Below are 25,211 nucleotides of genomic sequence, written 5' to 3' on the forward strand. Positions count from 1 at the left end.
ATAATATTAATCATTATAAGTAGTTCAATGTTTTCACAAACTCAAGATTGTGTTAAGATAAGTCTTAATATTCTGTAGGAAGAAGGGTTCTGGTGATGGTAAAGACAATGACTAACTCCGTTCAAGTAAAAGACATCTTGATCGCGCACCAAATGTTAAAAGATATTGTGGTTAAAACACCACTACAGCTGGATCCTATCCTTTCTGAGCGATATCAAGCGAATGTATATTTAAAACGAGAAGACCTTCAAGTAGTCAGATCATTTAAACTTCGTGGCGCTTATAACTTGATGCAAAGTTTAAAAAAAGAAGAACTGGAAAATGGGGTAGTTTGCGCCAGTGCTGGTAATCATGCTCAAGGCGTAGCTTACTCTTGCAAAGCCCTTGGTGTGAAAGGGAAAATCTTTATGCCAAGTACAACTCCGCGACAAAAAGTTTCACGAGTAGAATTTTTCGGCGAACCTTTTGTTGATGTTGTTTTAACTGGTGACACATTTGATGATTCCTTCCTTGAAGCCAAGAAGTTTGGCGAGGATCATAAGATGACATTTATTCATCCGTTTGATGACTACCGTACAATTGCTGGCCAGGGAACAGTCGGTATGGAAATACTGGAAGACCTTGAAGTTCCAGTTTCTCATGTGTTCATGAGTATTGGAGGTGGGGGACTCATATCTGGCGTTGGTTCTTATTTCAAGAACATCAGTCCATCCACACACGTTATTGGCGTGGAACCTGCGGGGGCTCCCGGCATGGAAGCTTCTCTTCAAAAAGGAGAAGTCGTTACGTTGGATAAGATCGATAAGTTTGTAGATGGAGCTGCCGTTAAAAAAGTCGGAAATCTTACTTTTGAAATTGCAAAGGAAGTCGTCGATAACGTTGTAGTTGTTCCAGAGGGGAAAGTTTGTTCAACCATGCTTGATTTGTATAATGAAAATGCTATTGTTGCCGAACCGGCAGGTGCATTATCTATTGCAGCATTAGATCAATATAAAGATGAAATCAAAGGAAAAAACATCGTTTGTATTGTAAGTGGCGGAAATAATGATATTGACCGCATGCAAGAAGTAAAAGAGCGTTCACTAATTTATAATGGAATAAAACATTATTTTATCGTGAATTTCCCTCAAAGAGCTGGAGCATTGCGAGAATTTTTAACCGAGGTACTAGGTGAAACAGATGATATCACTCGTTTCGAATATACAAAGAAAAATAATAGAGACAAAGGACCTGTCCTTGTTGGTATTGAATTGAAAGTAAAAGAAGATTATCATCCACTCATTGACCGCATGGATAAAAAAGGGTTCTCTTACGTTGAAATTAATAAGGATCAAGATTTATTTAATCTGCTCATTTAAAATCAATACTGGTGAAAGCTCAGCTTTTGCCAGTTTTTTTATACGAGATAAGAGAATTTATAAGCTGACAGCTATCTTTACGCCACACGCATCTAGGGAACCCTACCCATGATGCTTAAATGATGGTGGCGAAAGCTAACGCCGTATTTAATAAAATACGCTTTGCGTTTTTTTTATGTTCTAATTGAGATAATATGACTGAATATTTTCATCTCAAGCTTTAATTAGTTATAATAGAAATCAAAGTAATGAAATATGAAAGAGGCGTTTAAATGGATAAGTTAAAACCAGGTCTTATAGAGACCACGATAGTAGCACGGAAAATTGAAACTGGTTATGTTTTAAAATTAAATAATCAGGAAATTTTATTACATACTAACGAGACAAAAGAAGAATTATCGCAAGGTCAAGAAGTGGAAGTATTTCTCTATGAAGATAAAAAGGGTCAACTAGTGGCTTCTACGAACATTCCCAAGGTTTCTTTGTACACGTATGATTGGGCAAAAGTAGTCGATGTCGTAGAAGAACTTGGTGTCTTTGTTCACATTGGTCTCCCAAAGGATGTCTTGGTGTCTAAAGATGACCTTCCTTTATTACGCGAGGTCTGGCCAAAAAGAGGCGATAACTTGTTTGTTCGTTTGGATCATGACCGGAGAGAAAAGTTAGTCGCAAAACCTGTGACAGAAGATATTATTGATCAGGAAAGAGATCAAGCACCTAAGGATTTATTAAACCATACAACGAGCGGACATATTTATCGTGCCTCTAAAATCGGTTCCTTTCTCATTACAGAAGAAGGTTTCCGCGGATTTATTCATCAAGATGAAAGAAAGCAGGAACCAAGGTTAGGGGAGTGGGTTAAGGGTAGAATTATTGCTGTAAAAGAAGATGGTACCCTTAATATTTCACTGCGTCCTCTTATTCTGGAAAGCCGCGATAAAGATGCTGAACAAATAGTAGAATATTTAAAAGCTAATGGTGGCGAAATGCCATTTACAGATCGGGCTAAACCGGACGACATTCGGGAAACATTCCAAATGAGTAAGGCTGGTTTCAAACGTGCAATGGGTAAATTGCTAAAAGAAAATTTAGTTCAACAAAAAGAAGGTTCAACATTTCTTATCGAGAATGAAAAGACCGAAGAGTCTTAATTTCTCTTTTGGTTCCGTGGTGGTAGGCATTGCTTATCACCTTTTGTCTGTTCTTTTTTATTCAACACTAAAAAGTCCAGATTGGTCTAAATTTTATCCATAGATAAATTCTTATAGGCATTTAAATGAGGATATGATAAAATGAAACGCACGTTCCCCTTGAATAACCACTCTCTTTATTACTCCCTGAATACATAGAAAATGGTGATCCTTTATGAAATTAATCGTCGCTGAAAAACCAGATCAAGGTGCTAAACTTGCTGCGCCTTTTCCATTTGCAAAACAAAAAAATCATATCACCATTCGGCCTTGTGAAACGTTTCCGCAGGGGGCAGTTGTCACTTGGGCAGTAGGCCATCTATGCGAACTATTGTCCCCGGATGAATATGATGCTTCATGGAAAAAATGGCAGTTGGATATCTTACCAATGATCCCATCAGAATTTCAATACAAAGTTACGAAAACAAAGTGGAAGGCTTTTAAAGTAATCAAAGATTTTGTGCATGATCCTAAAATTAATGAAATCATCATAGCAGGTGATGCGGAACGAGAAGGGGAAGCAATCGTAAGACTTGTTTTACAACAAAGCAAGAATACCAAACCAATGAAAAGGTTATGGATTTCTTCCCTAACACCGAACGCCGTAATAACCGGTTTTCAAAATCTGAAAGATGAAATACATACAAGAGATTTATTCCATGAAGCCATAAGCAGGGCCTATGCAGATTGGCTAGTAGGTATGAATGCATCACGGGCATTTACACTATTGTTACAACAGCAAGGAGCAGAGGATGTTTTTTCTACTGGCCGGGTTCAAACCCCAACCCTCGCTCTTATCGTGAAGCGTGAAACTGAAATAGAAGCTTTTAGATCGGAAAACTTCTGGGAGGTCAAGGCTAACTTTCAAATAAATAATCATATGTATGAAGGCACCTGGCATAAAGACGGGGATACGAGACTTAAAGAGGAACAGATGGCTAAAAAAATTGCTCAATTTTCCGCCGGGAAACCAGCAAAAGTAACCAATATAGATAAAAACACAAAAAATATTCCACCGCCATATTTATTTAACCTTTCCGGATTGCAATCATTGGCAAACAAGCGCTTTAAGTATGCACCGAAGCAAACATTGGATATTGCACAAAAGCTCTATGTGAAGGGAATTATATCCTATCCTAGAACGGACTCTGCTTTTATAACGAAAGAAGAAGCGTCAACTCTACCGGATGTATTGGCGAAATTAAGGGAGTACAGTACGTTTAATGCTTATTTCCCCTTGCCTAATCCGTCAATACTTGTATCCAAACGTTATGTAAATTCTGGTAAAGTAAAGGATCACTATGCCATTATTCCAACAGATCAAACCATAGACCCTGCAAAATTATCACGAGAAGAACAAGTAATCTATGAAATGATCGTTGAACGTGTCATTGCCGCACATTATGATGATTGTAAAATGAGTTATTCGACCATTGATACGTTAGTTGACGAGAGAGCCACCTTTCGTTCGAAAGGAAAACAACTTCTAAATGAAGGTTGGCGAAAAGTTATCCCCTTCTCTCAAGATTCTCAAAAATCAGCAAAAGATAATGATACATCCTTACCTCCTGTCCAAAACGGAGATGAAGGGATTGTCTCTAAGGTAAACACTAAAAAAGGAGAAACAAAACCGCCAAAACGTTATACAGAAGGTGATTTAATTCTAGTCATGAAAACAGCCGGCAAACATATCGATGACGATAGTCTTGTAAAAGTCATGCAGGATACAGAAGGACTTGGCACGGAAGCAACTCGGGCAGGAATTATCGGGATTTTAAAAGATCGCTCTTACATTACAGTCACAAAAAATCAGGTTTTCCCTACAGACAAAGGGCGAATCCTTATTCAAGCTGTTGGGGATTCCATTTTGGCTTCACCAGAAATGACCGCAAAGTGGGAACAAAGGCTAGCAGAAATTGGAGATGGCAAAACGCCCATGGAGCCATTCATTGAACAGGCTAAAAAACTTTCGGCATCAATTATTCAAGATGCACGAATGAACGCTCGATCGTGGCAGTTGGACAAAGAAAAACTAGCTAACATACAATCTACGAGAAAAGGTTGGAAACAAAAAAAAGGAACTGGAAAATACCCGGCTAAAACTCTAGTTGGCGGTTGTCTAAAGTGTGATGGAAAGGTTATAGACAAAGGGAATTTTTATGGTTGTACCAACTATAATCAATCAAAATGTACGTTTACTATATCCAAACGCACGTTAGGGAAAGAAATAAGTATTACACATGTAAAAGAACTGCTGTCAGGCGGTACGACATCGATTGTCCAAGGTTTCGAACGAAATAATAACGTTTTCGACGCCGCATTGAAATGGGATAATAACAAGAAAAAAATAATCTTCATATACGATCAACAACCAATTAATCGGTAAAGGTAATGTCCAATTGTATAATTTCTGAACGACTGCCTATTCTAATTGGAGGACCCCAAAATCCAAATCCAGACGAAACGATAACATTCAGTTGCTCTTTCTTTTTAAAGCCCCAGTCTACTTCAAATATTTTTCGAGTAATGAGGTGATTGGGGGCTATTTGTCCCCGGTGAGTATGTCCTGATAGAACAATATCACTGCCGCTGTCCATGATTTCTTGGAGTTCAGATGGTTGGTGATCAAGAACCAATTTAGGCAACAAGCTATCCGCACCAATCAACAATTCCTCCATTGTTTTCCTATGCTTATCGGTTTTATCTTTTCTGCCGATAATTTGGATGGAACGATCTATTGTCACAATTTCATCTTGCAGAATATGTACATTGACTTTTTTCATTATTTTAGTCAACTCTTTTATTTTCCCCCCGTAATATTCATGATTTCCCAAAACTGCATAAACGCCTAACGGGGCTTGCAGATTCCGCAATGTTTTATCCATTTTTTCTTTTTGAAAAATACCCGGGTCATCATCCACTAAATCTCCTGGAAATACAATTAGATCAGGATCTAACTTATTTATCATTGTAACTAACCGCTTAGCATGATTCTTCCCTGAGAGTCCCCCAAAGTGCATATCGGAAGCCATGGCAACCCTTAAAGTTTTCTTTTTAGCCTGTTTTCTCGGTATTTCAATGTGATACTTTCTTATGACTGGTTGATAAGCATTAAACAAGCCAAATAACATATACACTATAAATAGAATCAGCACTAGAAAACCGGCAGTTGTAATACTTGTATTTAAAGAGATTGTTGTCAGGGAAATTAGCCAAACAAATAAATTTACAACAGGTAAAACGATAAGTGCAAATTGAAAAACTGCCAACCAAAAGGAACCGAGCATTTTAAGCCACATCAGTGATTTTACCATTTGTCCAATGATGTAGGAGTAAGCGAAAAACATCAGGAATACGGAAATTCCCCAACGAGCATCTATTTGGAAGGCATTAAGTAACCAGACATGAATATTCCAGCCAATATAAAAGGAAAGCAGACTGTATATTAATAAAAACGTGCTAAAACTCAACAAAAACTTAACATTCATAAATTACCTCCTTATAAAGATATATCATGCGTGTAATCTTGACTAATAGTAAGCCTATTTTCTGAAATATCCTTGTATTTCCAGTTTTAATCATTCTGAACTTGTAGATTATCCTATTTTTTATTATGATTTAAAACGTCCTCATTTACAAAAATTAAGGGGCAATAATTAAGAGAATTTTTCATTTCATCAATTACTACATGGTACAATGAATACAAACAAGTAAAAAGGGTGAGTAAACTTGAAGAGCATTGAATTTCATGATGGAAAATTATACACGGAAGTACGTTTGAAAGTAAAAGGGAAGGCAGACGTCACTCATTCCATGGTTATTGACACAACATCACCACATACTATTATTTCAGAACGTCTGCAAAAAGAATTAAATTTAGATGTTTCCAAATCCGGTCAAGAAATCACATTAAGCTCCTTTAGTATCGGTCCTTTAAAAGTGAGCGATTTCAGTGTATACAAAGAAGACATTGAAGTAGATGGAATTATCGGCTTAGATTTCCTAAAGTCAGTTGGCGCTAAAATAAATCTTGATTCGATGACAATTTCGAGCTCACGGACGTAAAACTATTTGCTTGACCGTCCTATGGGAAAAGGGTATCATCATATGCGATTAATCATCTTTATTTCATGAGGCTGTGTATAAGAATATTGTTGAATTTATAACCTGTTAAATATTTCTTGACTCTAAACAGAGTAATTCGTCATTGTAAGCGGAACGATACAATGGGCAGAGATAAATTAAGGCTGGCTTAGCAATTTTTTATCGTATTTCGTATGCCACATAATTCTTAACAACGCTTTTAAATATTGCATGATAAAATAGTTTTACTTAGGAGGTATATTTATGCCAGAGGAAGAAGAAGTACCGGTAATAAATCCAGGAGATCTAGTGAATGTGACCTCGGGTGACTACAAAGGAAAGAGCGGAAAAGTAATTGCTGCTTATAATAATTCTATTGCAGTGGAAGTCGAAACCACTCTCGAAGATGGCACAAAACCAAGAACTGTCTTAAAACATAGTGAGTATGAACTTTAGAAAAAGAAAATAAATACAAAAAAGCTCATCTTAGCATTTTGCGAGAATGAGCTTTTTTGTATAGAGATTTTGACAATTGATTATAGAAAGTTTAGTTAACACTTCTACACCCATCCGAAGGCATGAAAACTGTACAACAAACATGATAATACAACAAAAATAATGAGCACGAAAGGGGCATTAGCTTTGGCAATCTTTGGAGTAGACGTGTTCATCAACTTAGAAGCCATTAATACTTGCCCCGAGAAAGGAGAAAGCTGCGTTGCAGTCGTCCAGGCTAATAACAACGTTAAAGCAAGGTATTCTGACGTAATACCAAATGTTTCAGGAGACAAAGAACCACCAATACCAATGACGATGATGATTGGATGAATGCCTATCTGAGCTAATAATACCGCTATCATGATAATAAATATTGTAAATAAATACACAAACCCAAACGAAATATTTAAGAGAAAAGTGGAGATAATTTCACCCATATTTGTATATGATACGGCCACTCCAAAATAACCGGCACTTATAAAAATCGCTAATTCATTTTTCAACTTAAAAAACGAAGCTTGAACCTGAACAGACACATCATTAAGATACGTCCGCAAAACCTTTGATCCAATAGCCCAAATTACCGGTAAAATCAGAGCTAAAATTGACACCACTGTGAGCATATTTATTTCTACAAAGTATTCCAATAAAAACGATAAAGCTAACAATACACCTGAAAATGATAAAACAGGCAGTAGGGAAGGGTTGTTATCAGAATCTAGTGATCTCTTGTTTTCATCTTCTACTAAAATAGGATCGTCAGCAAACTGAATAGCAGGAAGCATGATTATGCTGATTACCGCATAAACCATCGCTAAAACAAAGCCATACCCGCCAATACTAAACCACGACACATCCAAAAGTACAAGGACAAGCCCAACGTTCACAAAATAAGGCGACCACAACACACAAAAACCGAATCCCCTCAAAATATGTAGGGTTAATTTTTTTTCTTGGAATGAAGAAAAGCTTTCGTCTGCAATTTTTTTTACGATAGCCATTGCTCCAAAGTTTAATAAAGTGCCCGTGAAAGTCACAAGAAGGTAACTTAATCTGTAAGGATGTTTTCCACCTTGTTTTTCTTTTAATTGAACTTTTTCTTTTATAGTAGATAAGTAACCTACCGTTGACATAAATGTTCCGATAAGTGGAATAAGTATAAATAAAGAAAGTAGATTAATATTTTCACCAAATCCATGCAGCACTGTGATAAAATGAACGTTTTCAAGATAAAAAATAATCGAACCAACTATGATTAAGATCGAGACTACGAAACGGTTTATCGGCGATATAAGAAAGATCGCATTCGCTAATAAGACAGCACCTAGTAAACTGAATAGATTTTCTATCCAAAGTACATGAAAAAAGTGATTCGTTAAATATAAAATAGCAGTTACATAACAAATAACTCCTAGTATGCGTATATTCATGTTATATTGCGATGTTGACACCACCTTTTTCTAACTATTGCTTAACATTAGTATGGATGAACAGGGAGAATATTACGGTCACACCGAGTAGTATTTCAATAAAACATTTCTAGTATAACAGATCTCAATCGGAGGAGAACCATGAAAGAATCAATCGTATTAGTTACTGGAGCAAATAGTGGATTTGGAATGGGCATAACGTTAGAACTTGCTAATAAAGGATACAAAGTAATTGCAACAATGAGAAGTATTGAAAAGCAAGAACAGCTAAGAATTGAGGCCAATGATCGACTTATTCCAAAGGGAAGAATAGACGTCCAACGGTTAGATGTAACAAACCAAGATGAGATTGATACTATTTACAATTATATACTAAACACTTATGGAACACTTGATATCTTAATTAATAATGCAGGTTATACTCAAGGCGGAGTCATCGAAGAAATGGACGGACTGCAGTGGGAAGAACAATTTAAAACGAATGTATTTGGAGTCGTTTCTCTAACTAAGTCATTTATTCCAGTAATGAGAAAAAACCGCTCCGGGAAAATTATTAATTTAGGAAGTATCAGTGGTCGAATAGGTCTGCCTGGTTTGGGACCATACGCAGCGTCTAAGTTTGCATTAGAAGGGTTTAGCGAATCGTTGCGATTAGAATTGCAACCTTTCAATGTCTATACATCACTCATAGAAGCAGGCTCTTTTAAAACAGGTATTTGGAAAAAAGGATTAGAAAAAGCACCTTTATCAAGGGAACCAGATTATAAAGACTTCATGAATTCCTTAAGTAATCATGTGAAAAAAATGGATAAACAAGCACAAAATCCTCAAATCGTCATGGATACCGTTATCAAAATATGCGAAACCTCTAGACCTCATCTTCGTTACCCTGTTGGAAAGGGAGTCAAAGCAATTACTTTCTTGAAATCTTTTCTTCCTTGGGCTATTGTTGAACGTATCGTTCTTCGCATGATGAAATAGAAAAATGGCATAGCAGTCTTTTGTTAAATACAGAGGAAACTGTCAACTCCTACTGTCTGAATCTTTTAAGAAAATCCTAAACTAAACTCCTAAACGAAAGAAGAATGTTCCAATGAAAACTTTAAAAGGTGTTCCGCAACGTCTTTATCTTATATACTCCTTTCTTATACTGATTTACATGATAAATGTTTTCATAGATTCACCTATCATTACATACATTGCCGGTGCTATCACAATACCAATCCTCATCATTTCCTTTTTTGGAGCATCTAAACTCTTTAGAATTCTTGGCTCTATATTTTTGGCAGTAGGATCCTACCTTTTTGTAGAGTCAAATCTCTCTCTTTTACATGCCTTAACATTTTTCACGACAAACTTAGGCTTAATTGGTTTATTAACTGTTTTACCTTGGATGAATATCGTGGTTCGAGCTGGCAGATTCGACCGAAGAATTAACGAATTAATGAAATCGAACGTGTCAAATATGGGTAGTCTATATGTTCGAAGTACCCTAACCACTTATACACTCTTATCATTTATTAACCTTTCTGCACTTACACTCACTCAAAGTGTACTTAAAGAAAACCTGCAAAAGGTTTCGAAGAAGTTTCGAGATGGTTTTATTAGTCAATCGACACTACGGGCCTTCTCAATGGCACTCGTTTGGAGCCCGATGGAAATTCTTGTTGCAATAAGTGTAGATGCCACAGGCGTGAGCTATTTAACGATGCTTCCTTGGCTCGTTTTATTTTCTGTAATCATGATGACAATGGAATCCGTTCGAGGTAAACGTGCATACGCAACAATGAAGTATGAGGCCCCATACCAACTTACTAGATCGTTTTCTATGAAAGAAATTGTTCTGAATATTTTACAATTATTATTTGCTTTAACCGTATTTCTTACACTGATTGTAGGAATAGGTAATCTACTAGATTTGAGTTTCATATATGCCGTCACATTAGTCATCTTTCCGTTTGCGTGTGCTTGGGCCTTTTTAATGAAACGGTGGGGAAGTTTTTTAGCAATCGGGGTTAAAACGTGGAAAGACAGAACGAATAACATGCAGAACTTTTTCGTGTTATTTGTTACTCTTGCGTTTTTCTCTAATAGTTTGAATGAAACTCCTATTTTACAAGTAATCCAGCAACCGTTTATGGCAGTCTCAGAGTATCCTTTATTAATTCTCATTTTTATGCAGCTAACGTACCTTGTTATGAGTATGTTTGGTATACATCCCATTGCAACTATAGGTGTCTTAATAGAAGTAGTCGCACCACTTTATAGCGTGATGAATCCCTTAAGTATCGGAATTGTTTTCATCACAGGAGCATTAGCCACTGCGAGTGTCGCAACTTATGGGGTAACTGTAACCATAACTTCCATGAATACACAGCAAAACCCATACCGAATCACGTTGACAAACATGCCATTCGCTTTACTCTATGGTTCTGTAGGAACTTTGTTAGCCTACTTTTTGCTTTAAATTCTTCGTTATCCGGTAACACCTGCATCTAACCTAGCAGGTGTTACTCTTTTATTACTTTCCTTTATTATTCCTAGTTTCAAAACTTTCTCACCAGGTTCAATTTTTTCTCGTAGTATAATAAAAACACAAATATTTTTTAATCCAATAGCGTTTTATCTTTTATCAGAAAGGGGAAACTCATGAAAAAAACAACTTTTACGTATTCATCTTTGGATGGGACAAAGATCTTTGCTAGAAAATGGTCCCCCGAAAAGCCGGTTAAACCAAAAGCAGTCATCCAGATTGCTCATGGTATGGCTGAACATTCCGAAAGATACAAGGATTTTGCAGCTTTTTTAGTAGATTCTGGTTATGTTGTATATGCAAATGATCACCGTGGTCACGGATACACGATGGCCTCTATGAAAGAATACGGATATTTTGCTGATGAGAATGGTTTCGACACTGCAACAGATGATCTACTCATATTAACGGAACGAATCGAACAGGAATACAACGGTGTTCCCATTTTTCTATTAGGTCATAGCATGGGTTCATTTTTAGCAAGAAGATATATTCAATTAGCTGGGGACAAGATTAATGGTGTGATCATATCCGGGACTGGCAGCGATCCGGGTTTTCAAGGAAAACTAGGCATAGCCTTAGCAATCGTTGAAAAAAAACTGAAAGGGAACTCTACTCCTAGTCCATTGTTGAATTACCTTACGTTCAGAAGTCATAATCGCTTATTTGAACCTTCGCGTACGATTTATGACTGGCTAAGCTCCGATGAGAAAACCGTTGATCTTTATGTGGACGACCCACTATGCGGCGGGACATGTTCGACCAGTTTCTTCCATGATTTATTTACTGGCTTAGCATCTATTCATAACTTGGAACTTAATCAACTTATTTCTAAAGAGTTGCCTGTATTCATTTTCTCTGGGGACAAAGACCCTGTTGGTAACAATGGCGTAGGGGTAAAAGCCATTTTTGACATGTATCAAAAAATAGGGATGCAGGATATAAGCTATAAACTCTATAAAAATGGCAGGCATGAAATGCTCCATGAAGTTAATAAAACCGAAGTTTATTTAGATGTTAAGAATTGGATAGAAGCACGTCTTAAATACTAATTCAACTGAATAATTCATCTATTCAAGATTTCCCGAGCAATTAATTTAAAAAGATATCTTCATTTCAAGGCTAGGTTAGGATAGAATAATAGGTAGCAGTTATTATGACCAAGTAATAAGTCAAGAAATAGTTCTACAAACCCCATTCATAAGGAGAAGATTAGATGCAGAAACGAGTTGTCGTGACAGGTATAGGGGCAGTATCCCCTTTAGGAAATAACGCTATTACTTCATGGACCAATGCCATAAATGGTGTCTCAGGTATCGCCCCGATGACAAGAGTTGACCCGGATAAATTCCAAGTCAAAGTTTCTGGTGAAGTACGGAACTTCGATGTGAACGACTTCATGGATTTTAAGGAAGCTAGACGTATGGCCAGATTTACTCACCTAGCAATTGCAGCAAGTAAAATGGCGATCAAAGATGCCGGAATAGAAATTGGTAAGGAAATTGAAGCGGAGCGAATTGGGGTTTGGATAGGCTCTGGGATTGGTGGATTAGATGAGTTTGAATCTCAGCACAAGAAGTACTTAGAAAAAGGACCTAGAAAAGTCAGCCCTTTTATTATTCCTATGTTTATACCTGACATGGCGTCTGGAAGAGTATCGATTGAATTAGGAGCAAAAGGGATAAATAATTGCTCTGTCACTGCCTGTGCATCAGGAGCGAATTCCATCGGGGATGCCTTTCGTGTGATTCAACATGGACATGCAGAAATGATGGTAGCTGGTGGGGCGGAATCAGCGATTACTGAAATGACAATTGCAGGATTTACGAACATGACGGCATTGTCCAGAAACCCGGATCCGGTAACTGCAAGCCGGCCTTTTGATAAAAATAGAGACGGGTTTGTGATTGCAGAGGGAGCTGCTACGTTGATATTAGAAGAACTCTCCCATGCAAAAGCTCGCGGAGCCTCTATTTATGGAGAATTAGTTGGGTATGGCGCTACAGGGGATGCGTATCACATAACTACGCCTGCTCCAAAAGGAGAAGGCGCCCAACGAGCAATGAAGTTAGCGATGTCCGACGGAAACGTTAAGCCTGATCAAGTTGATTATATTAATGCCCACGGTACCTCTACCCGATATAATGATTTATATGAAACCATTGCTATTAAAGAGGTCTTCGGTAAACATGCGTATGACGTAGCAATAAGTTCTACTAAATCAATGACAGGGCATTTATTAGGAGCGGCTGGTGCTCTTGAAGCTATTTTTTCACTTATGGCATTAAAGGAGAATATTATTCCTCCTACAATAAATTTTCAGACTCCTGACGAAGAGTTGGATTTAAATTACGTTCCTAATCATGCTCTAGAAAAAAATGTAGATACGGTTCTTTCCAACTCTTTAGGTTTTGGAGGCCATAATGCAACGCTTGTCTTCAGAAAAATAAAAGAATAACCACTTGAAATTTTTTGATCATTTTTCTTAAGGAGTTTCGCGGATTCGAGCCTCTCTGTTCGATGAAAACAAAAATCTCTTAGAAAACCGATAATTTTCATCTTGTAAAAAAGGGACTGAAAAAGTAAATGTTTACTTTTTCAGTCCCTTTCTATAATTAATTGTTTTCACTATTTTTTAATACTAACCTCCGATACAATTTCAAATGATCGAAGACGGGCTTCATGATCAAAAATTTGTGAATTAATCATTATTTCACTTGCTCCGGTTTTGTTTTGAAAATCTTGCAGTTTTTCTTGGATTATAGAAGGAGTACCAACCATTGCGGAACCAAATTGCTTTTCCAGTACCGATTTTTCATAGTCACTCCATATCTCATCCATGTCATCTACAGGAGCTTGTAAAAGATTAGGCGTATTCCGGATAATATTTAAAAACTGTATTTGCATAGAAGTCGCAAGTCGTTGCGCTTCTTTTTCTGTATCAGCAGCAATGACATTGGCAACTACCATGGAGTATGGTTCAGCTAGTACATCAGATGGCTGGAAGTTATTATAATAAAGTTCGAGTGCTGGTATCGTGTTTTCCGGAGAGAAGTGACTCGCAAATGCAAAGGGTAACCCTTTCTCTGCGGCAAGTCGAGCACTAAACCCGCTGGAACCCAATAACCAAATCGGAATAGACAACCCTTCACCTGGAATCGCTCTTACTTTAGGATCAGACTCTTCAGGACTAAAATAGTTTGTCAGTTCCTCTAGTTGTTCTGGAAAATCCTGTCCATCACTTCCTTGTCCCTTTCGTAAAGCAAACGCTGTTCGTTGATCTGTTCCCGGCGCACGTCCTAGCCCTAAATCGATGCGATTAGGGTATAATGATTCTAATGTTCCAAATTGTTCAGCAATCACTAACGGGGCATGATTAGGTAACATGATCCCACCTGAACCAACGCGCATACTCTCAGTTACTTGCGCTACATGTCCAATTAAAACAGACGTAGCTGAACTACCTATTCCAGGCATATTATGATGCTCAGCAAGCCAGTATCTATTAAATCCTAACTTTTCAGCGTGTATTGCCAAATTTGCTGTGTTCTTAAACGAATCGTGAGCTGTACCGCCTTCAACGATAGATGCTAAATCAAGGACAGATAATGGTATTTCTTCTAGTAGTTTGCTACGATTAGCTATAGACATTATTTCAACTTCTTTCTTGTTAAATATTTATTGAGTGAGGAAGCTAGGAATAACTTCTCTGTTATACATATGTTTAGTCTATCAATAGCTATCTTACAATCAAAATATTTTGCTTATAAAAATTGTTTTCCCGGAGAGGCTAAAGTCTTCCCCAAAGAAAGCGTCCGCTTGGAGCGAACCCAGAGGCAAACATTACCTTTTAAATCCAGCAATTATTTAGGGAACAACCTATAACATTCATTAATAACAAAGTCACAATCTTAAAAAGGGTGAACTACATGACAAACAAACTTCCACCAGGACAATTCGAAACACAAAAATGGCCTATTTTACATCAAGGAGATGTTTATCCATTCAATGAATCTACATGGAAATTCAAATTATTTGGTGAAGTAGAGAAAGAACTGGAATTATCTTATCAAGAGGTGATGGAACTTCCCAAAACCATATCGTCTATAGACATGCATTGCGTCACAACTTGGTCGAAATTCGGAAATTCTTTTGAAGGAATTGCTTTTCGAGAATTCTTAAATCTCATCCATATAAATGATGGAGTGAAATACGTTAAAATTTACGGCTACTACAACGGGGATCCTTTTGGATATTCCGCTAACCTTCCATTGAATGCATTATTAGGGGACGATTCTTTATTTATCTATAAGTGGAAAGACGAGCAAAGAAACTGGCAGGAAATCACTCCTAAGCACGGTTATCCATTAAGGTTTATTCCACCGGCCGCTTTTTATCTTTGGAAAGGATCTAAATGGGTATCTGGTATAAGGTTTATGAAAGAAGATGAAGAAGGGTTCTGGGAGGAGCTTGGATATTCTATGACCGCAAACCCTTTTAAAGAAGAACGATACAGGTAGTTTAAACTTTGTCTTGAAATGCATTCATGAGAAGATTGATTGTATCTTCTCATGTTCCAAAATATTTAAGTTAGTAGTGAGGATGGGGAAAGAGTGAAAAACTTAAAGAATGAAACGTTGTCTTTTAGCGAGGTCGAGTTTACGACCGCAGAAACATATCGATATCAGAGATTAGCAGATAAAAAACAAAGTGCGATGTTTGAAGTTGCCTTTTGTGGACACTTTTCAGCCGGGAAATCAACGCTGTTAAATAAAATGCTTCAAGCAGATATCCTGCCGACAAGTCCTATACCTACGAGTGCAAATATCGTTCGAATCCAAAAAGGAGATCTCGCTTTAAAAGTACATTCTCAAGATTCAGATGACGACCATGTGTTTGAAGGGGAAATTCCATGGGACAAAGTTAGACAATGGGGAATGGATGGAAAATCGTTATCAGGGATGACAATTACTGCCCCTTTACCTTTTTTAGGAGACCATGGGTGTATTGTAGATACCCCGGGTGTAGATTCTACCGATGATTCCCATGAAGCAGTGACTGTCGAGCAGCTTTATTCAACAGATGCAATTGTGTATGTCATGGATTACAATCATGTCCAATCAGAAACAAATCTTTCGTTTTTACGGCAATTATCCTTGGAGAAGAAGCCAATTTACCTTGTCGTTAATCAAATAGACAAACATGATGAACGTGAAATAAGTTTAGATACCTTCAGAACATCGGTTACCAAAGTTCTAAAGGAGTGGGATATCACATTCATCGAGCTCTATTTTACATCCATGAAGAAAATGGATCATCCAGCGAATCAATTCACAGAACTTGAAAAAATATTAAAAGGACTCTTGTTTAACAGTGAACGATTATTAGACGATTCTTTGAAACAATTGAACCATGGATTTTACCAGGCGATCGAATCACGATTACTCGTGGAGAAACAAGAATCGCTAAACGAAGTTTATGAAAAAGTAGAGGAAGACGGTTTTGACTCAAAGGATTTAGACAGACAAGAAGAATTAGCGCAAGAGCTTGTAAAGCTTCGTGATTATGATCAGGTCATGAGAGAATCCTATCAAAAGGACATGAGCAGTCTCTTTAAAAATGTTACTCTTTTTCCTTATACTACGACGGAGTTAACAAAGCACTGGTTAGAGGCAATGGAACCTGGTTTTAAGATGGGCTTTTTATTCTCAAAAAAGAAAACAGAAGAAGAGCAAGACAGCAGGTTAATGAAACTCATTGACGAACTAGAGGACAAAGTAAAATCCCAGCTTTTATTTCATGTTCAAGCATACTTTCAAAAGGTAAACCGGGAGGAACTTCTAAACAAACAAGCTTTTGAGAAGGCTTATGAAGATCTTTCCATTGTTTTAGAGATGGATTGGTTTAAAAATCAGATAAATCGAGGCCATAAAAGCAATGATTATGTTTATACATTTACGAAAGACATCACGACTAAAATTGTGAAACACATTCAATCACAATCTGCTGCTTTACTAGAAGTTTGGATCAAAGAAAGAAAAGCATATGTAACGAAGCAAAAGGAGCAGTTAGTCGGAAAACTTCTCTCCCTCGAAAACTTAGACGACTACAAAAAAGAGCTGAACCTTAATAAAACATTGTATGATAATCAATTGAAAGGCATTCAGATACTTAAACCGGAGAAACAAACGTCTCGAGACTTCGAGAAAAAACTTATCGATGTTAGCGTTTTGACCTATCCTAGTGAATCTGTGCAGCAATTTAAAGGAATTTCTCTCCCTACTGACTCTATTATTAATAAGGAGGAAGAGGAGGTTTTAGAAACTCATGAGAACAGCTTTTCTGAAAAGGAAGCGGCTGTATGGTTGGACAAACTTCATGAAGGATTATTGGCATCACAGGATTCTAAAATTCTTACTTCAGAGCGTAACCAATTACTAGAACGTATTAAGCGGTATAAAGATCAAACATTTATCATTTCATTGTTTGGTGCATTTAGTGCAGGAAAATCCAGTTTTGCGAATGCCCTACTCGGAGAAAGAGTAATGCCAGTTTCGCCTAACCCTACAACAGCAACCGTTACTACTGTTCTCGCTCCAACAAACGATAACTCACATGGAACGGCTGTCATAGCGTTGAAATCCAAGCGCGCGTTATCGGACGAAATAAACTCTGTAAGTAGTACACTAGATCTTACGTTAACAGCAGATTCTATCAAAACATGGAAGCCTGATAGAAAATCTTTTGTAACTAGCTGGCAAAAAACAAATGCAGATTATCTAAGCACTATCCAAACCAGCTTACTGGAAAAAAAGTTACCTCTAGGAGAGACGCTCACCGTATCAAACAACGAATTAGCTTCTTATGTTGCTGATGAGCAATACGCCTGTTTAATTGAACAAGTCCATATTTACTATGATTGTAACTTAACAAGACAAGGAATTGTCCTGGTAGACACGCCCGGCGTTAATTCAATACATGCGAGACATACTAACGTTGCATTCAAACAGCTACGTCAGTCGGATGCGATTTTCTATTTAACTTATTACAATCATGCATTTTCTAAAGCCGACCATTATTTTTTACAGCAGATGGGGAAAGTTAATAAAAGCTTTGGCCAAGACAAGTTATATTTTGTGATTAATGCTTCAGATCTTGCTGAAAGTATTGGTGAATTAAATGGTGTTAAACGCCATGTCCGTGATCAACTTAAAAATAATGGGATAGAACAACCAAGGGTTTATCATTTATCCAGTAAGGAAGGTATGGCGCAAAAAGAAAAGAAAACAATCGAGGAAACTAGCTTTTCCCGATTTGAAGAAGCCTTCTATCAACAAACGATTCTTGAACTTAAAACTCTTGCTATTAAAATGATTGAACATCAAGCCGAACAATTCAGTGAAAAATTAAAAGACAGTATTTCCTTTATGACATCAGATAGAGATGTCCAAATTCAAAAACAAACCGAATTAAAAGCAATCGCAGCAGAAGAAATAGAAAGAGTCCAGGAACAAAGGTTTACAGTACCAACTAGGGATGTTCTTCATGAGTTAGATCAGTTTACACTATATTTGCGACAAAGAATCACTTATGTATTAAATGATTATTATCCTATGACGATTAATGTCTCTGTGCTTACTGGTACATCTAAAAAACAACTTCACCAGCAGTTAATAGGAGCGATTCAAGAATGGCGCGGTCATGGTGAACAATTTATGAAACAAGAAATTGAAGCTATTTCAATAAGGTTAGAAAATGTCATCAAACGTTATGTGGAAGCATGGTTAATGGAACAGAAAAACAATGTTTCGAAGAGGCTTCCGTATTTTACGATGGATAGTGAACTAAAAAGTGTAGAATTAAAGGATAATGACCAAGACATCAGTTTTACATTTGATCCACTGCCTTACTTAACTTATTTGAAATCTAAAAAAGATTTTTTTGAAAATGGAAAAGCTAAGGATTTAAAGGAAGCACTAGTGAATGATGGGACAGAAAGAGCAAAAGAGCAAATTTCGAAAGCTGCCGAAAAGTTTCAGGAGTCCGTTAATCAGTCCATGGATTCATTAGAAAAACAGATGCAATCACGACTCACAGAAACCATACAAGAGGAAAGTCAACGCTTAGATGCCCTCTTAGATCGTCAAGAAAAGCAAAGTTTAGAACAAGAGCTCACGATGATAGGTACACTCATAAAATCCTCCTCATAAGTAAACATTATGGGAGTGGAGGTGATGAAGGTGGGCAAACAACGAGGTCATCGGAACAAACAAAGTGGCGATGCACGTACATTAAGCGTAAATCCATTAGGAAGGCCACCTGATGAGAATAGTGCTGCAGGAGAAGTAGTAAGCAGAGGCCAAGAACTCGCGAAGAAGAAAAATACGAGATAATTTTATCCTGAAGCCGTGTTAGGGAGTTTCCCCCTTACACGGTTTTTTTATTGTACAGAAGTTTATATCGGAACAGTGACGCTGTCCTTTGAATAACGTATCACTGAGGTGGAGCTGATGAAAAAGAATTCCTACATGAATATGCTGGCAGAATTAAACGTTTTAAGTGCACATCCTGGAGGAAAACTGCTAACAAAACAAATGATTAATGAGTTGGGGATCACTCCTGACATGACTATTTTAGATGCTGGCTGCGGACTGGGAGAAACAGCTCGTTTTATATCTGAGATGTATGGTTGCAAAGTAAACGCAATTGACAGTCATCCGGTCATGGTAAGCAAAGCTAGGAAAAAGCTTGAAAATAATAAAAATGTTGTTGTTCAATTCACAACAGTACTCGATTTGCCGTTCACGGAAAACTCCTTTCACCACGTTATATGTGAATCTGTCCTTAGTTTCACGCATGCGCCAAAAGCTTTAAAGGAGATTCAACGTGTTTTAAAAGATGCTGGTCAAGTCCTTATTAATGAAATGTGTCTCCGTCAACCCTTTTCTTCCATTGACGAAAAGAAGGTGAAGAACTTTTATGGGGTAGAAACATTGTATACTAACAATGATTGGCTAAATCTTCTTAAGAATTCAGGCTTCTCAAAAGTCACAGAACTGCCATTTAAGCCCTCAGAGGAACCCGCTACTGAAATTCTTCTACCTGACAATATCACTAGGGAACAATTGGATATTTTAGATGAACACGCGGAGATGTTAAATATGATGAGTGGACATGTGGAGCCAATACTTCTAAGTTGTGAAAAATAATGTTGAAATTTGCTTTCTGTCATCGTTTAAACTTAATAGGGGAGGGAATATAAATGATACGTAATCTGAACTTAATAAAAGAACTTCGTTCGACTTTATGCTCAGTCGAACTTTCTTTTATATAGGAATCAGATTACCTCAAGAGTGTTTCTAAAAAAAAGAATAGAAAAAGGTGAATACAATGCCATTCGCTCGACTCCTGATGACAGGTATAGCAAAAATTCTTAGTAAAGTATTTAGTATGGCCACTCTCACTTTTTTTGGCAGGCTACCAACGCAAGACAGCTCAAAAATGAGCTTCATGGGGCTTGTATCGTTGTACTGGATTTACATTATTATTTCTGTTTTTTATCCAACCTTAGCAGAAATGTTAATTCCCTTTCTACCTGATGATGACACGATTATTAGAAACACTTCTATCGCTCTTGTACTTATTCTTCCTTTAACTGTTGGATATACATCATTAAAATTAGAGAACCGCGACTCAGAATGCTCTGTCGTTAAACAATTACTAATGGGATATATCTACTCATTTGTTCTAGGTCTTTTATCGATGGTTTTAGTGATAGTGATCCCAGTAATTAAATTACCTAGCATTTTGAAAATGCATACTCAGCAACAATTCGCTGTCATGATTCGTAAAGGTAAATATGACGCTGTATTAAATGACATTAAAGATATCTTTGAAAAATATGAAATGAAAATTGAAATCCATGATCCCAAAAAACCAATTTGGCTCTGTTACATGTCGCTAACCTATGTATTAGAGCATATTTTCAATAGAGAGATTGCCAAAGAGATGAAATACTTGGTCGTGGATGTACAAGGAAAAAACGTAGAAGTAACTGTTCACGCCACGGATATATCGATACTGGGTCCTAAAAACGAAACGTTACAGGTAAATCATATATTAGCAGAAGAAATGGAGCCTGAACATTTATACTTTTCCTGGGATGATTCTGTTCAAAAAATTGAGGATAATCTTCGGAAGTTAAAAAACCAACAACAGGAAGGTAAAGAGATAGACTTAAAAGAATTGCAAGACGCAACCTTAAATCTTCGAAAAGCTTCACTTGAAATTCAAGATTGGAATGCGATTCGCAGACAAATCTATAAAATCGAACGAGATCATTATTTATTAAAAGTAAAGGACTCGGAGACTACCGTATATGAAGCTTAATAATTTTATAGATAAATAGATACTGAGATATACAGTAACTTTAAAATATTACCTGGAAACCAAGTAAGTTTCATAGATTACTTGATTTTCAGGTAACTTTTTCGTCTACATGATATAATGAAATATATCACCTCATCTTAATTCAGTTAGAAAACGCAAAGCGTCTTTCAAAAAGGAGAGCCAATGACTAAAAAACTAAACCAAGTAACCTGTATAACTGTTGACGTGGTAAATTCGCGCAAACACCGAAAACGAGAAGAGCTAGAAAAAATTATTACCGCAATCAATCAAAAATATCAAGAATCTCTTCTAGTACCTTTTGTGATACGGTCCGGAGATGAACTCTTTGGAATTAGTAAAAATATCGGAAACGGGTATGACGTCTATAAAAGCTTATATGCCTTGACTAAAAAGCACAATACACCTGTCTATATCGGTGTTGGGGTAGGTGATCTTTTTGAAGAGAATCATACGAATTCAGATCTTGTCCAAGGTGATGCTATTTGGCATGCAGCGGATGCTTTGAAATCGCTGAAAGAAAAGAATAAACTGATGAAGACGATTCATCAGCATTCGAATAAAAGCTTCCAATATGAATTTAAAGTAAGTAAAGACATGAATATAAACACTGCAATTAACTATTTCGTATTTTTCATCATGGAAAAAATCAGTAAAAGAACAGAGAAACAACATTATATTATTGACCTCATTGAAAATAACCCGTCAAAGAAATACAAAGAGTTTGCAGAAGAATTAAACTACGACGATAAGCATGTCGTATCTAATGTAAGTAAGTTGCTTAGGAGAGCGGAGTACGATGTTGTAAAAGAAGCGGAAACTTCTTTTATTCACCTTTTACAGTCTTTAACATTATCTGGTGAATCGGGGGATTTAGATGGATAACACCATTCTTATTTTCATGTTAGCCCATCTTATATGCGACTTCATTACACAAACAGATGCAATTATTAAAAAGAAAAATAATTATGACACCAGTTTTTTAAGCAATATGGGATTGATAGAACATGTGATTCACCACGTTGTAGTAACTGTTGTTTTATTGACGGTATTTAATGAACTAACTTGGATCACGTTGCTATGCCTGCTTATTATAGCAATTTTACATTATGTTATTGATCATTTTAAATCTAGCTATTCAGAAGTAATTATAGGGAAATCCATACATAAGCATGAATTTATTGACAAACTATTAGGAAAAAGATCGATACATTTTTTAACGGATCAGGTCATGCATATTGCAATCATTTACGTTGTTTTATTCGTGTTTAACAAGGTTGCCGCCTTGCCCGTGATAATTACCAAAACGTATGAAGTAATCATGGAAGATATCCCATTGTCCCTTACGACAAGTATATTGTTGATAAGTATTTTCGTCGTATTATTAACCTTTACATCAAGTGTGTTGATTGCTGAACTTTTGCAAGATTTGAAACAACAAAAGAATACTGTAAAAGATGAAATAGCTTCCACTCTTGTTAAAAGTGATGATGATTTGTTTTTTCAAAACCACTATGCCCAACTTGAAAAGCTGAATAAAAATGTTTCCATTGAAAGAACCTGGGAAAAGAAAGACAGCAGTAATGGGAAAGAATCGATGACCATGGAATTCCAGCAATTTAATGAGATGGATGATAATTCAGCGGGGAAATATATTGGAATTTTAGAAAGATTGTTAATTGGTTTATTTATTGCTACTGGGGCCTATCAAGGATTAATTGTTATTGCCGCCTTAAAAACATTGACCAGATTTAAGCAATTCGAAGATAAAAACTTTGCAGAATACTATTTAATTGGTACGTTCCTAAGTATTCTTTGTGCACTAGTCATAGGTTTATTAATAAGATCAATTTGGTTCACTGTATAAAACCCGTGCCTGAAGAGAAGTTTCTCTTCAGGTTTTTCCTCGAGTTTTTATGATTTTATCATATTGACAACATTGTGAATCTCGACATATACTTAGAAAAGTGAATTCCGAGTAAAGTCATAGGATAAGGGGATTTCTAGACAATGAACTATCTATATTAACTATTAAAAGAAGTCTCTCTTAAATCTGATTGTTGTAATTGGAACTGGATGAAACTCGAATCCTCCAGATGGATTCAAGCCTTCTTTAAAAAAACACTCAATAATAACTAACTTTTTTAAAAAGTAAGGAGGGGAATAATGGAGTCTGTAACAATAAAGAATGTCGAAAAGACATTTCCTAACCGAGATAATAAAACATTTTTTACTGTATTTAAGGATATTTCTTTAGATATAAAGGAAGGGGAATTTGTTTCATTATTGGGTCCTTCAGGATGTGGTAAGTCAACACTACTGAACATTGTCGCTGGGTTGGATAAACCTACTAGTGGTGAAACCTATGTTGGGGAAACAAAGATTTCAGGTCCTGGTTCTGATCGAGGTGTCGTTTTTCAAGAAGCTGCGCTCATGCCATGGTTGAATGTTGTTGAGAATGTCATGTTTGCACTCAAAAAAACGATGGATAAAGCTACGGCAAAAAAGCACGCCGAGAAATATTTAAAGCTTGTTCACCTAAGTAAATTTCTCCATTCCTATCCTCATGAATTATCAGGAGGAATGAAACAGCGAGTAGCTATTGCAAGAGCGTTATCAATGGATCCGAAAGTACTCTTAATGGATGAACCATTCGGAGCACTCGATGAACAAACTAGAATGATGCTTCATAAAGAAGTGCAATTTATCTGGGAACAAACTAAAAAAACAATTCTGTTCGTGACACATAACATCAGGGAGTCAATCTTATTATCAGATAGAATCGTTCTAATGGGCACGCGGCCAGGCGGGATCATTAAAATTTTCCCTGTAGACTTACCACGACCGAGAATTCCTTCCTCACCGGAATTTATCCAATTAGAAGAAGATATTATGTCCATTCTCGGTGGAGAAATCGAAAAAGTGATGAGGGAGGAAATGGGAGATGACTTTAATTCTAAGAAGGCTAGCCTTCTTTATGGTACTGATAGCGATATGGGAAATCATATATAGAATCTATTCTCAGGATACAACACTTTTCCCATCTCCTTTAGGATCTGTGCAGCAATTATATATAGGCTTATTTGATACAGGTATTTTAGCTACTGCTTTAGCCGAAAGCATGCAACGAATTATTATCGGGTTTTCTATGGCCGTCATCATTGGTGGAATACTAGGTGTTTTACTTGGAGTATCTAAGTTAGCAGATGAAACATTAGGATCTTTAGTGATTGCACTTCAATCTGTTCCGAGCATCGTTTGGTTACCAATTGCACTTGTTGTATTCCAAGGTGGACCAGGCGCTATTTATTTCGTCGTCATCTTAGGTGGTACTTGGGCAATGACTTTAAATATTCGGATGGGTATTAAAAACGTGTCTCCCATTCTAATTCGCGCTGCAAAAACGATGGGATATAAAAATACAGAGCTAGTATGGAGAGTAATGCTTCCAGCCTCCATTCCGTCTGCTTTAACAGGAGCAAGACTGGCATGGGCATTTGGATGGAGAGCATTAATGGCTGCGGAATTAATTGGCCGTGGTGGTCTTGGTAGAACACTAATGGACGCTCGTGATTTTTTCAACATGGATCTAGTTGTCGCTATCATGATTATTATTTCTGTTATTGGATTAATCGTAGAATATTTAATATTTAGTAAAATTGAAAAGAAAGTGCTTTCCCGATGGGGACTAGCTAAAAATGCATAAACTTAG

The 25,211-nt window shown here is 36.8% G+C and carries 21 protein-coding genes; 18 read left to right on the top strand and 3 right to left on the bottom strand.

The features are described from left to right. Nucleotides 1-95: 95 nt before the first annotated feature. The 3 genes from ilvA to ACHABW_RS10770 all read left to right on the top strand — a co-directional run bounded on the left by ilvA (nt 96) and on the right by ACHABW_RS10770 (nt 4,934). Nucleotides 96-1,358 (top strand): threonine ammonia-lyase IlvA, encoded by a 1,263-nt coding sequence (gene ilvA / locus ACHABW_RS10760; RefSeq protein ID WP_110936060.1) that lies wholly within the window; start codon nt 96-98, stop codon nt 1,356-1,358. A gap of 272 nt (nt 1,359-1,630) precedes the next feature. Beyond that, on the top strand, nt 1,631-2,509 hold the full coding sequence (locus ACHABW_RS10765; RefSeq protein ID WP_435755304.1) for a CvfB family protein: 879 nt from the start codon (nt 1,631-1,633) through the stop codon (nt 2,507-2,509). A 214-nt stretch (nt 2,510-2,723) separates the two neighbouring features. Then, nucleotides 2,724-4,934 (top strand): DNA topoisomerase 3, encoded by a 2,211-nt coding sequence (locus ACHABW_RS10770; RefSeq protein ID WP_435755305.1) that lies wholly within the window; start codon nt 2,724-2,726, stop codon nt 4,932-4,934. On the opposite strand, the gene ACHABW_RS10775 is transcribed toward ACHABW_RS10770, so the two are convergent. Further along, nucleotides 4,924-6,036, bottom strand: a complete 1,113-nt coding sequence (locus tag ACHABW_RS10775; RefSeq protein WP_435755306.1) for a metallophosphoesterase — start codon at nt 6,034-6,036, stop codon at nt 4,924-4,926. The two genes, ACHABW_RS10770 and ACHABW_RS10775, sit on opposite strands and share 11 nt — an antisense overlap. 241 nt (nt 6,037-6,277) lie before the next feature. Here ACHABW_RS10775 and ACHABW_RS10780 point away from each other — a divergent pair, with 241 nt between their 5' ends. Then, complete coding sequence (locus tag ACHABW_RS10780) at nt 6,278-6,613, top strand: aspartyl protease family protein (RefSeq protein ID WP_435755307.1); 336 nt, start codon at nt 6,278-6,280, stop codon at nt 6,611-6,613. A 282-nt stretch (nt 6,614-6,895) separates the two neighbouring features. Beyond that, nucleotides 6,896-7,087: a KOW motif domain-containing protein gene (locus ACHABW_RS10785; RefSeq protein ID WP_110936065.1), complete on the top strand. Its 192-nt coding sequence runs from the start codon at nt 6,896-6,898 to the stop codon at nt 7,085-7,087. A 104-nt stretch (nt 7,088-7,191) separates the two neighbouring features. Here the strand turns inward: ACHABW_RS10785 and ACHABW_RS10790 are convergent, their stop codons facing one another. Continuing rightward, entirely contained in the window at nt 7,192-8,559 is a 1,368-nt protein-coding gene (locus tag ACHABW_RS10790; RefSeq protein WP_435755308.1) for a hypothetical protein, read from the bottom strand. Nucleotides 8,560-8,700: 141 nt separating this feature from the next. Here ACHABW_RS10790 and ACHABW_RS10795 point away from each other — a divergent pair, with 141 nt between their 5' ends. The 4 genes from ACHABW_RS10795 (at nt 8,701) to fabF (ending at nt 13,550) form a co-directional block, all read left to right on the top strand. Continuing rightward, nucleotides 8,701-9,540 (top strand): SDR family oxidoreductase, encoded by an 840-nt coding sequence (locus ACHABW_RS10795; protein WP_435755309.1) that lies wholly within the window; start codon nt 8,701-8,703, stop codon nt 9,538-9,540. 112 nt (nt 9,541-9,652) lie between these two features. Then, nucleotides 9,653-11,026, top strand: coding sequence for a hypothetical protein (locus ACHABW_RS10800; RefSeq protein ID WP_435755310.1), 1,374 nt, complete (start codon nt 9,653-9,655; stop codon nt 11,024-11,026). Nucleotides 11,027-11,208: 182 nt separating this feature from the next. Beyond that, nucleotides 11,209-12,144, top strand: coding sequence for a lysophospholipase (locus tag ACHABW_RS10805; protein ID WP_435755311.1), 936 nt, complete (start codon nt 11,209-11,211; stop codon nt 12,142-12,144). A gap of 164 nt (nt 12,145-12,308) precedes the next feature. Then, nucleotides 12,309-13,550 carry a beta-ketoacyl-ACP synthase II gene (gene fabF / locus ACHABW_RS10810; protein ID WP_435755312.1) on the top strand — a complete coding sequence of 414 codons (1,242 nt, stop codon included), beginning with the start codon at nt 12,309-12,311 and terminating at the stop codon, nt 13,548-13,550. A gap of 170 nt (nt 13,551-13,720) precedes the next feature. Here the strand turns inward: fabF and ACHABW_RS10815 are convergent, their stop codons facing one another. Continuing rightward, the gene (locus tag ACHABW_RS10815; protein ID WP_435755313.1) at nt 13,721-14,743 is read right to left on the bottom strand and encodes an LLM class flavin-dependent oxidoreductase; all 1,023 of its coding nucleotides are present in this window, start codon (nt 14,741-14,743) and stop codon (nt 13,721-13,723) included. A 278-nt stretch (nt 14,744-15,021) separates the two neighbouring features. On the opposite strand from ACHABW_RS10815, the gene ACHABW_RS10820 reads away from it, so the two are divergent. From ACHABW_RS10820 to ACHABW_RS10860, 9 genes are all read left to right on the top strand, one after another. Further along, nucleotides 15,022-15,612 (top strand): molybdopterin-dependent oxidoreductase, encoded by a 591-nt coding sequence (locus ACHABW_RS10820; protein WP_435755314.1) that lies wholly within the window; start codon nt 15,022-15,024, stop codon nt 15,610-15,612. Between the two features lie 93 nt (nt 15,613-15,705). Further along, complete coding sequence (locus ACHABW_RS10825) at nt 15,706-19,302, top strand: dynamin family protein (protein WP_435755315.1); 3,597 nt, start codon at nt 15,706-15,708, stop codon at nt 19,300-19,302. A 30-nt stretch (nt 19,303-19,332) separates the two neighbouring features. Further along, nucleotides 19,333-19,485, top strand: coding sequence for a hypothetical protein (locus ACHABW_RS10830; RefSeq protein ID WP_183040928.1), 153 nt, complete (start codon nt 19,333-19,335; stop codon nt 19,483-19,485). A gap of 117 nt (nt 19,486-19,602) precedes the next feature. Further along, a complete protein-coding gene (locus tag ACHABW_RS10835; protein WP_435755316.1) occupies nt 19,603-20,301 on the top strand; it encodes a class I SAM-dependent methyltransferase in 699 nt (232 codons plus the stop codon). Nucleotides 20,302-20,482: 181 nt separating this feature from the next. Further along, nucleotides 20,483-21,481: a hypothetical protein gene (locus ACHABW_RS10840; RefSeq protein ID WP_435755317.1), complete on the top strand. Its 999-nt coding sequence runs from the start codon at nt 20,483-20,485 to the stop codon at nt 21,479-21,481. Nucleotides 21,482-21,664: 183 nt separating this feature from the next. Further along, complete coding sequence (locus ACHABW_RS10845) at nt 21,665-22,384, top strand: SatD family protein (RefSeq protein ID WP_435755318.1); 720 nt, start codon at nt 21,665-21,667, stop codon at nt 22,382-22,384. Further along, complete coding sequence (locus ACHABW_RS10850; RefSeq protein WP_435755319.1) at nt 22,377-23,366, top strand: DUF3307 domain-containing protein; 990 nt, start codon at nt 22,377-22,379, stop codon at nt 23,364-23,366. Before ACHABW_RS10845 ends, ACHABW_RS10850 begins: the two co-directional genes overlap by 8 nt. A 299-nt stretch (nt 23,367-23,665) precedes the next feature. Then, nucleotides 23,666-24,511, top strand: a complete 846-nt coding sequence (locus ACHABW_RS10855) for an ABC transporter ATP-binding protein (RefSeq protein ID WP_435755320.1) — start codon at nt 23,666-23,668, stop codon at nt 24,509-24,511. Further along, on the top strand, nt 24,444-25,205 hold the full coding sequence (locus tag ACHABW_RS10860) for an ABC transporter permease (protein ID WP_435755321.1): 762 nt from the start codon (nt 24,444-24,446) through the stop codon (nt 25,203-25,205). Before ACHABW_RS10855 ends, ACHABW_RS10860 begins: the two co-directional genes overlap by 68 nt. Nucleotides 25,206-25,211: the final 6 nt, after the last annotated feature.

The sequence above is a fragment of the Salipaludibacillus sp. CF4.18 genome (assembly GCF_051262595.1).
GTDB classification, from domain to species: domain Bacteria; phylum Bacillota; class Bacilli; order Bacillales; family Salisediminibacteriaceae; genus Salipaludibacillus; species Salipaludibacillus neizhouensis.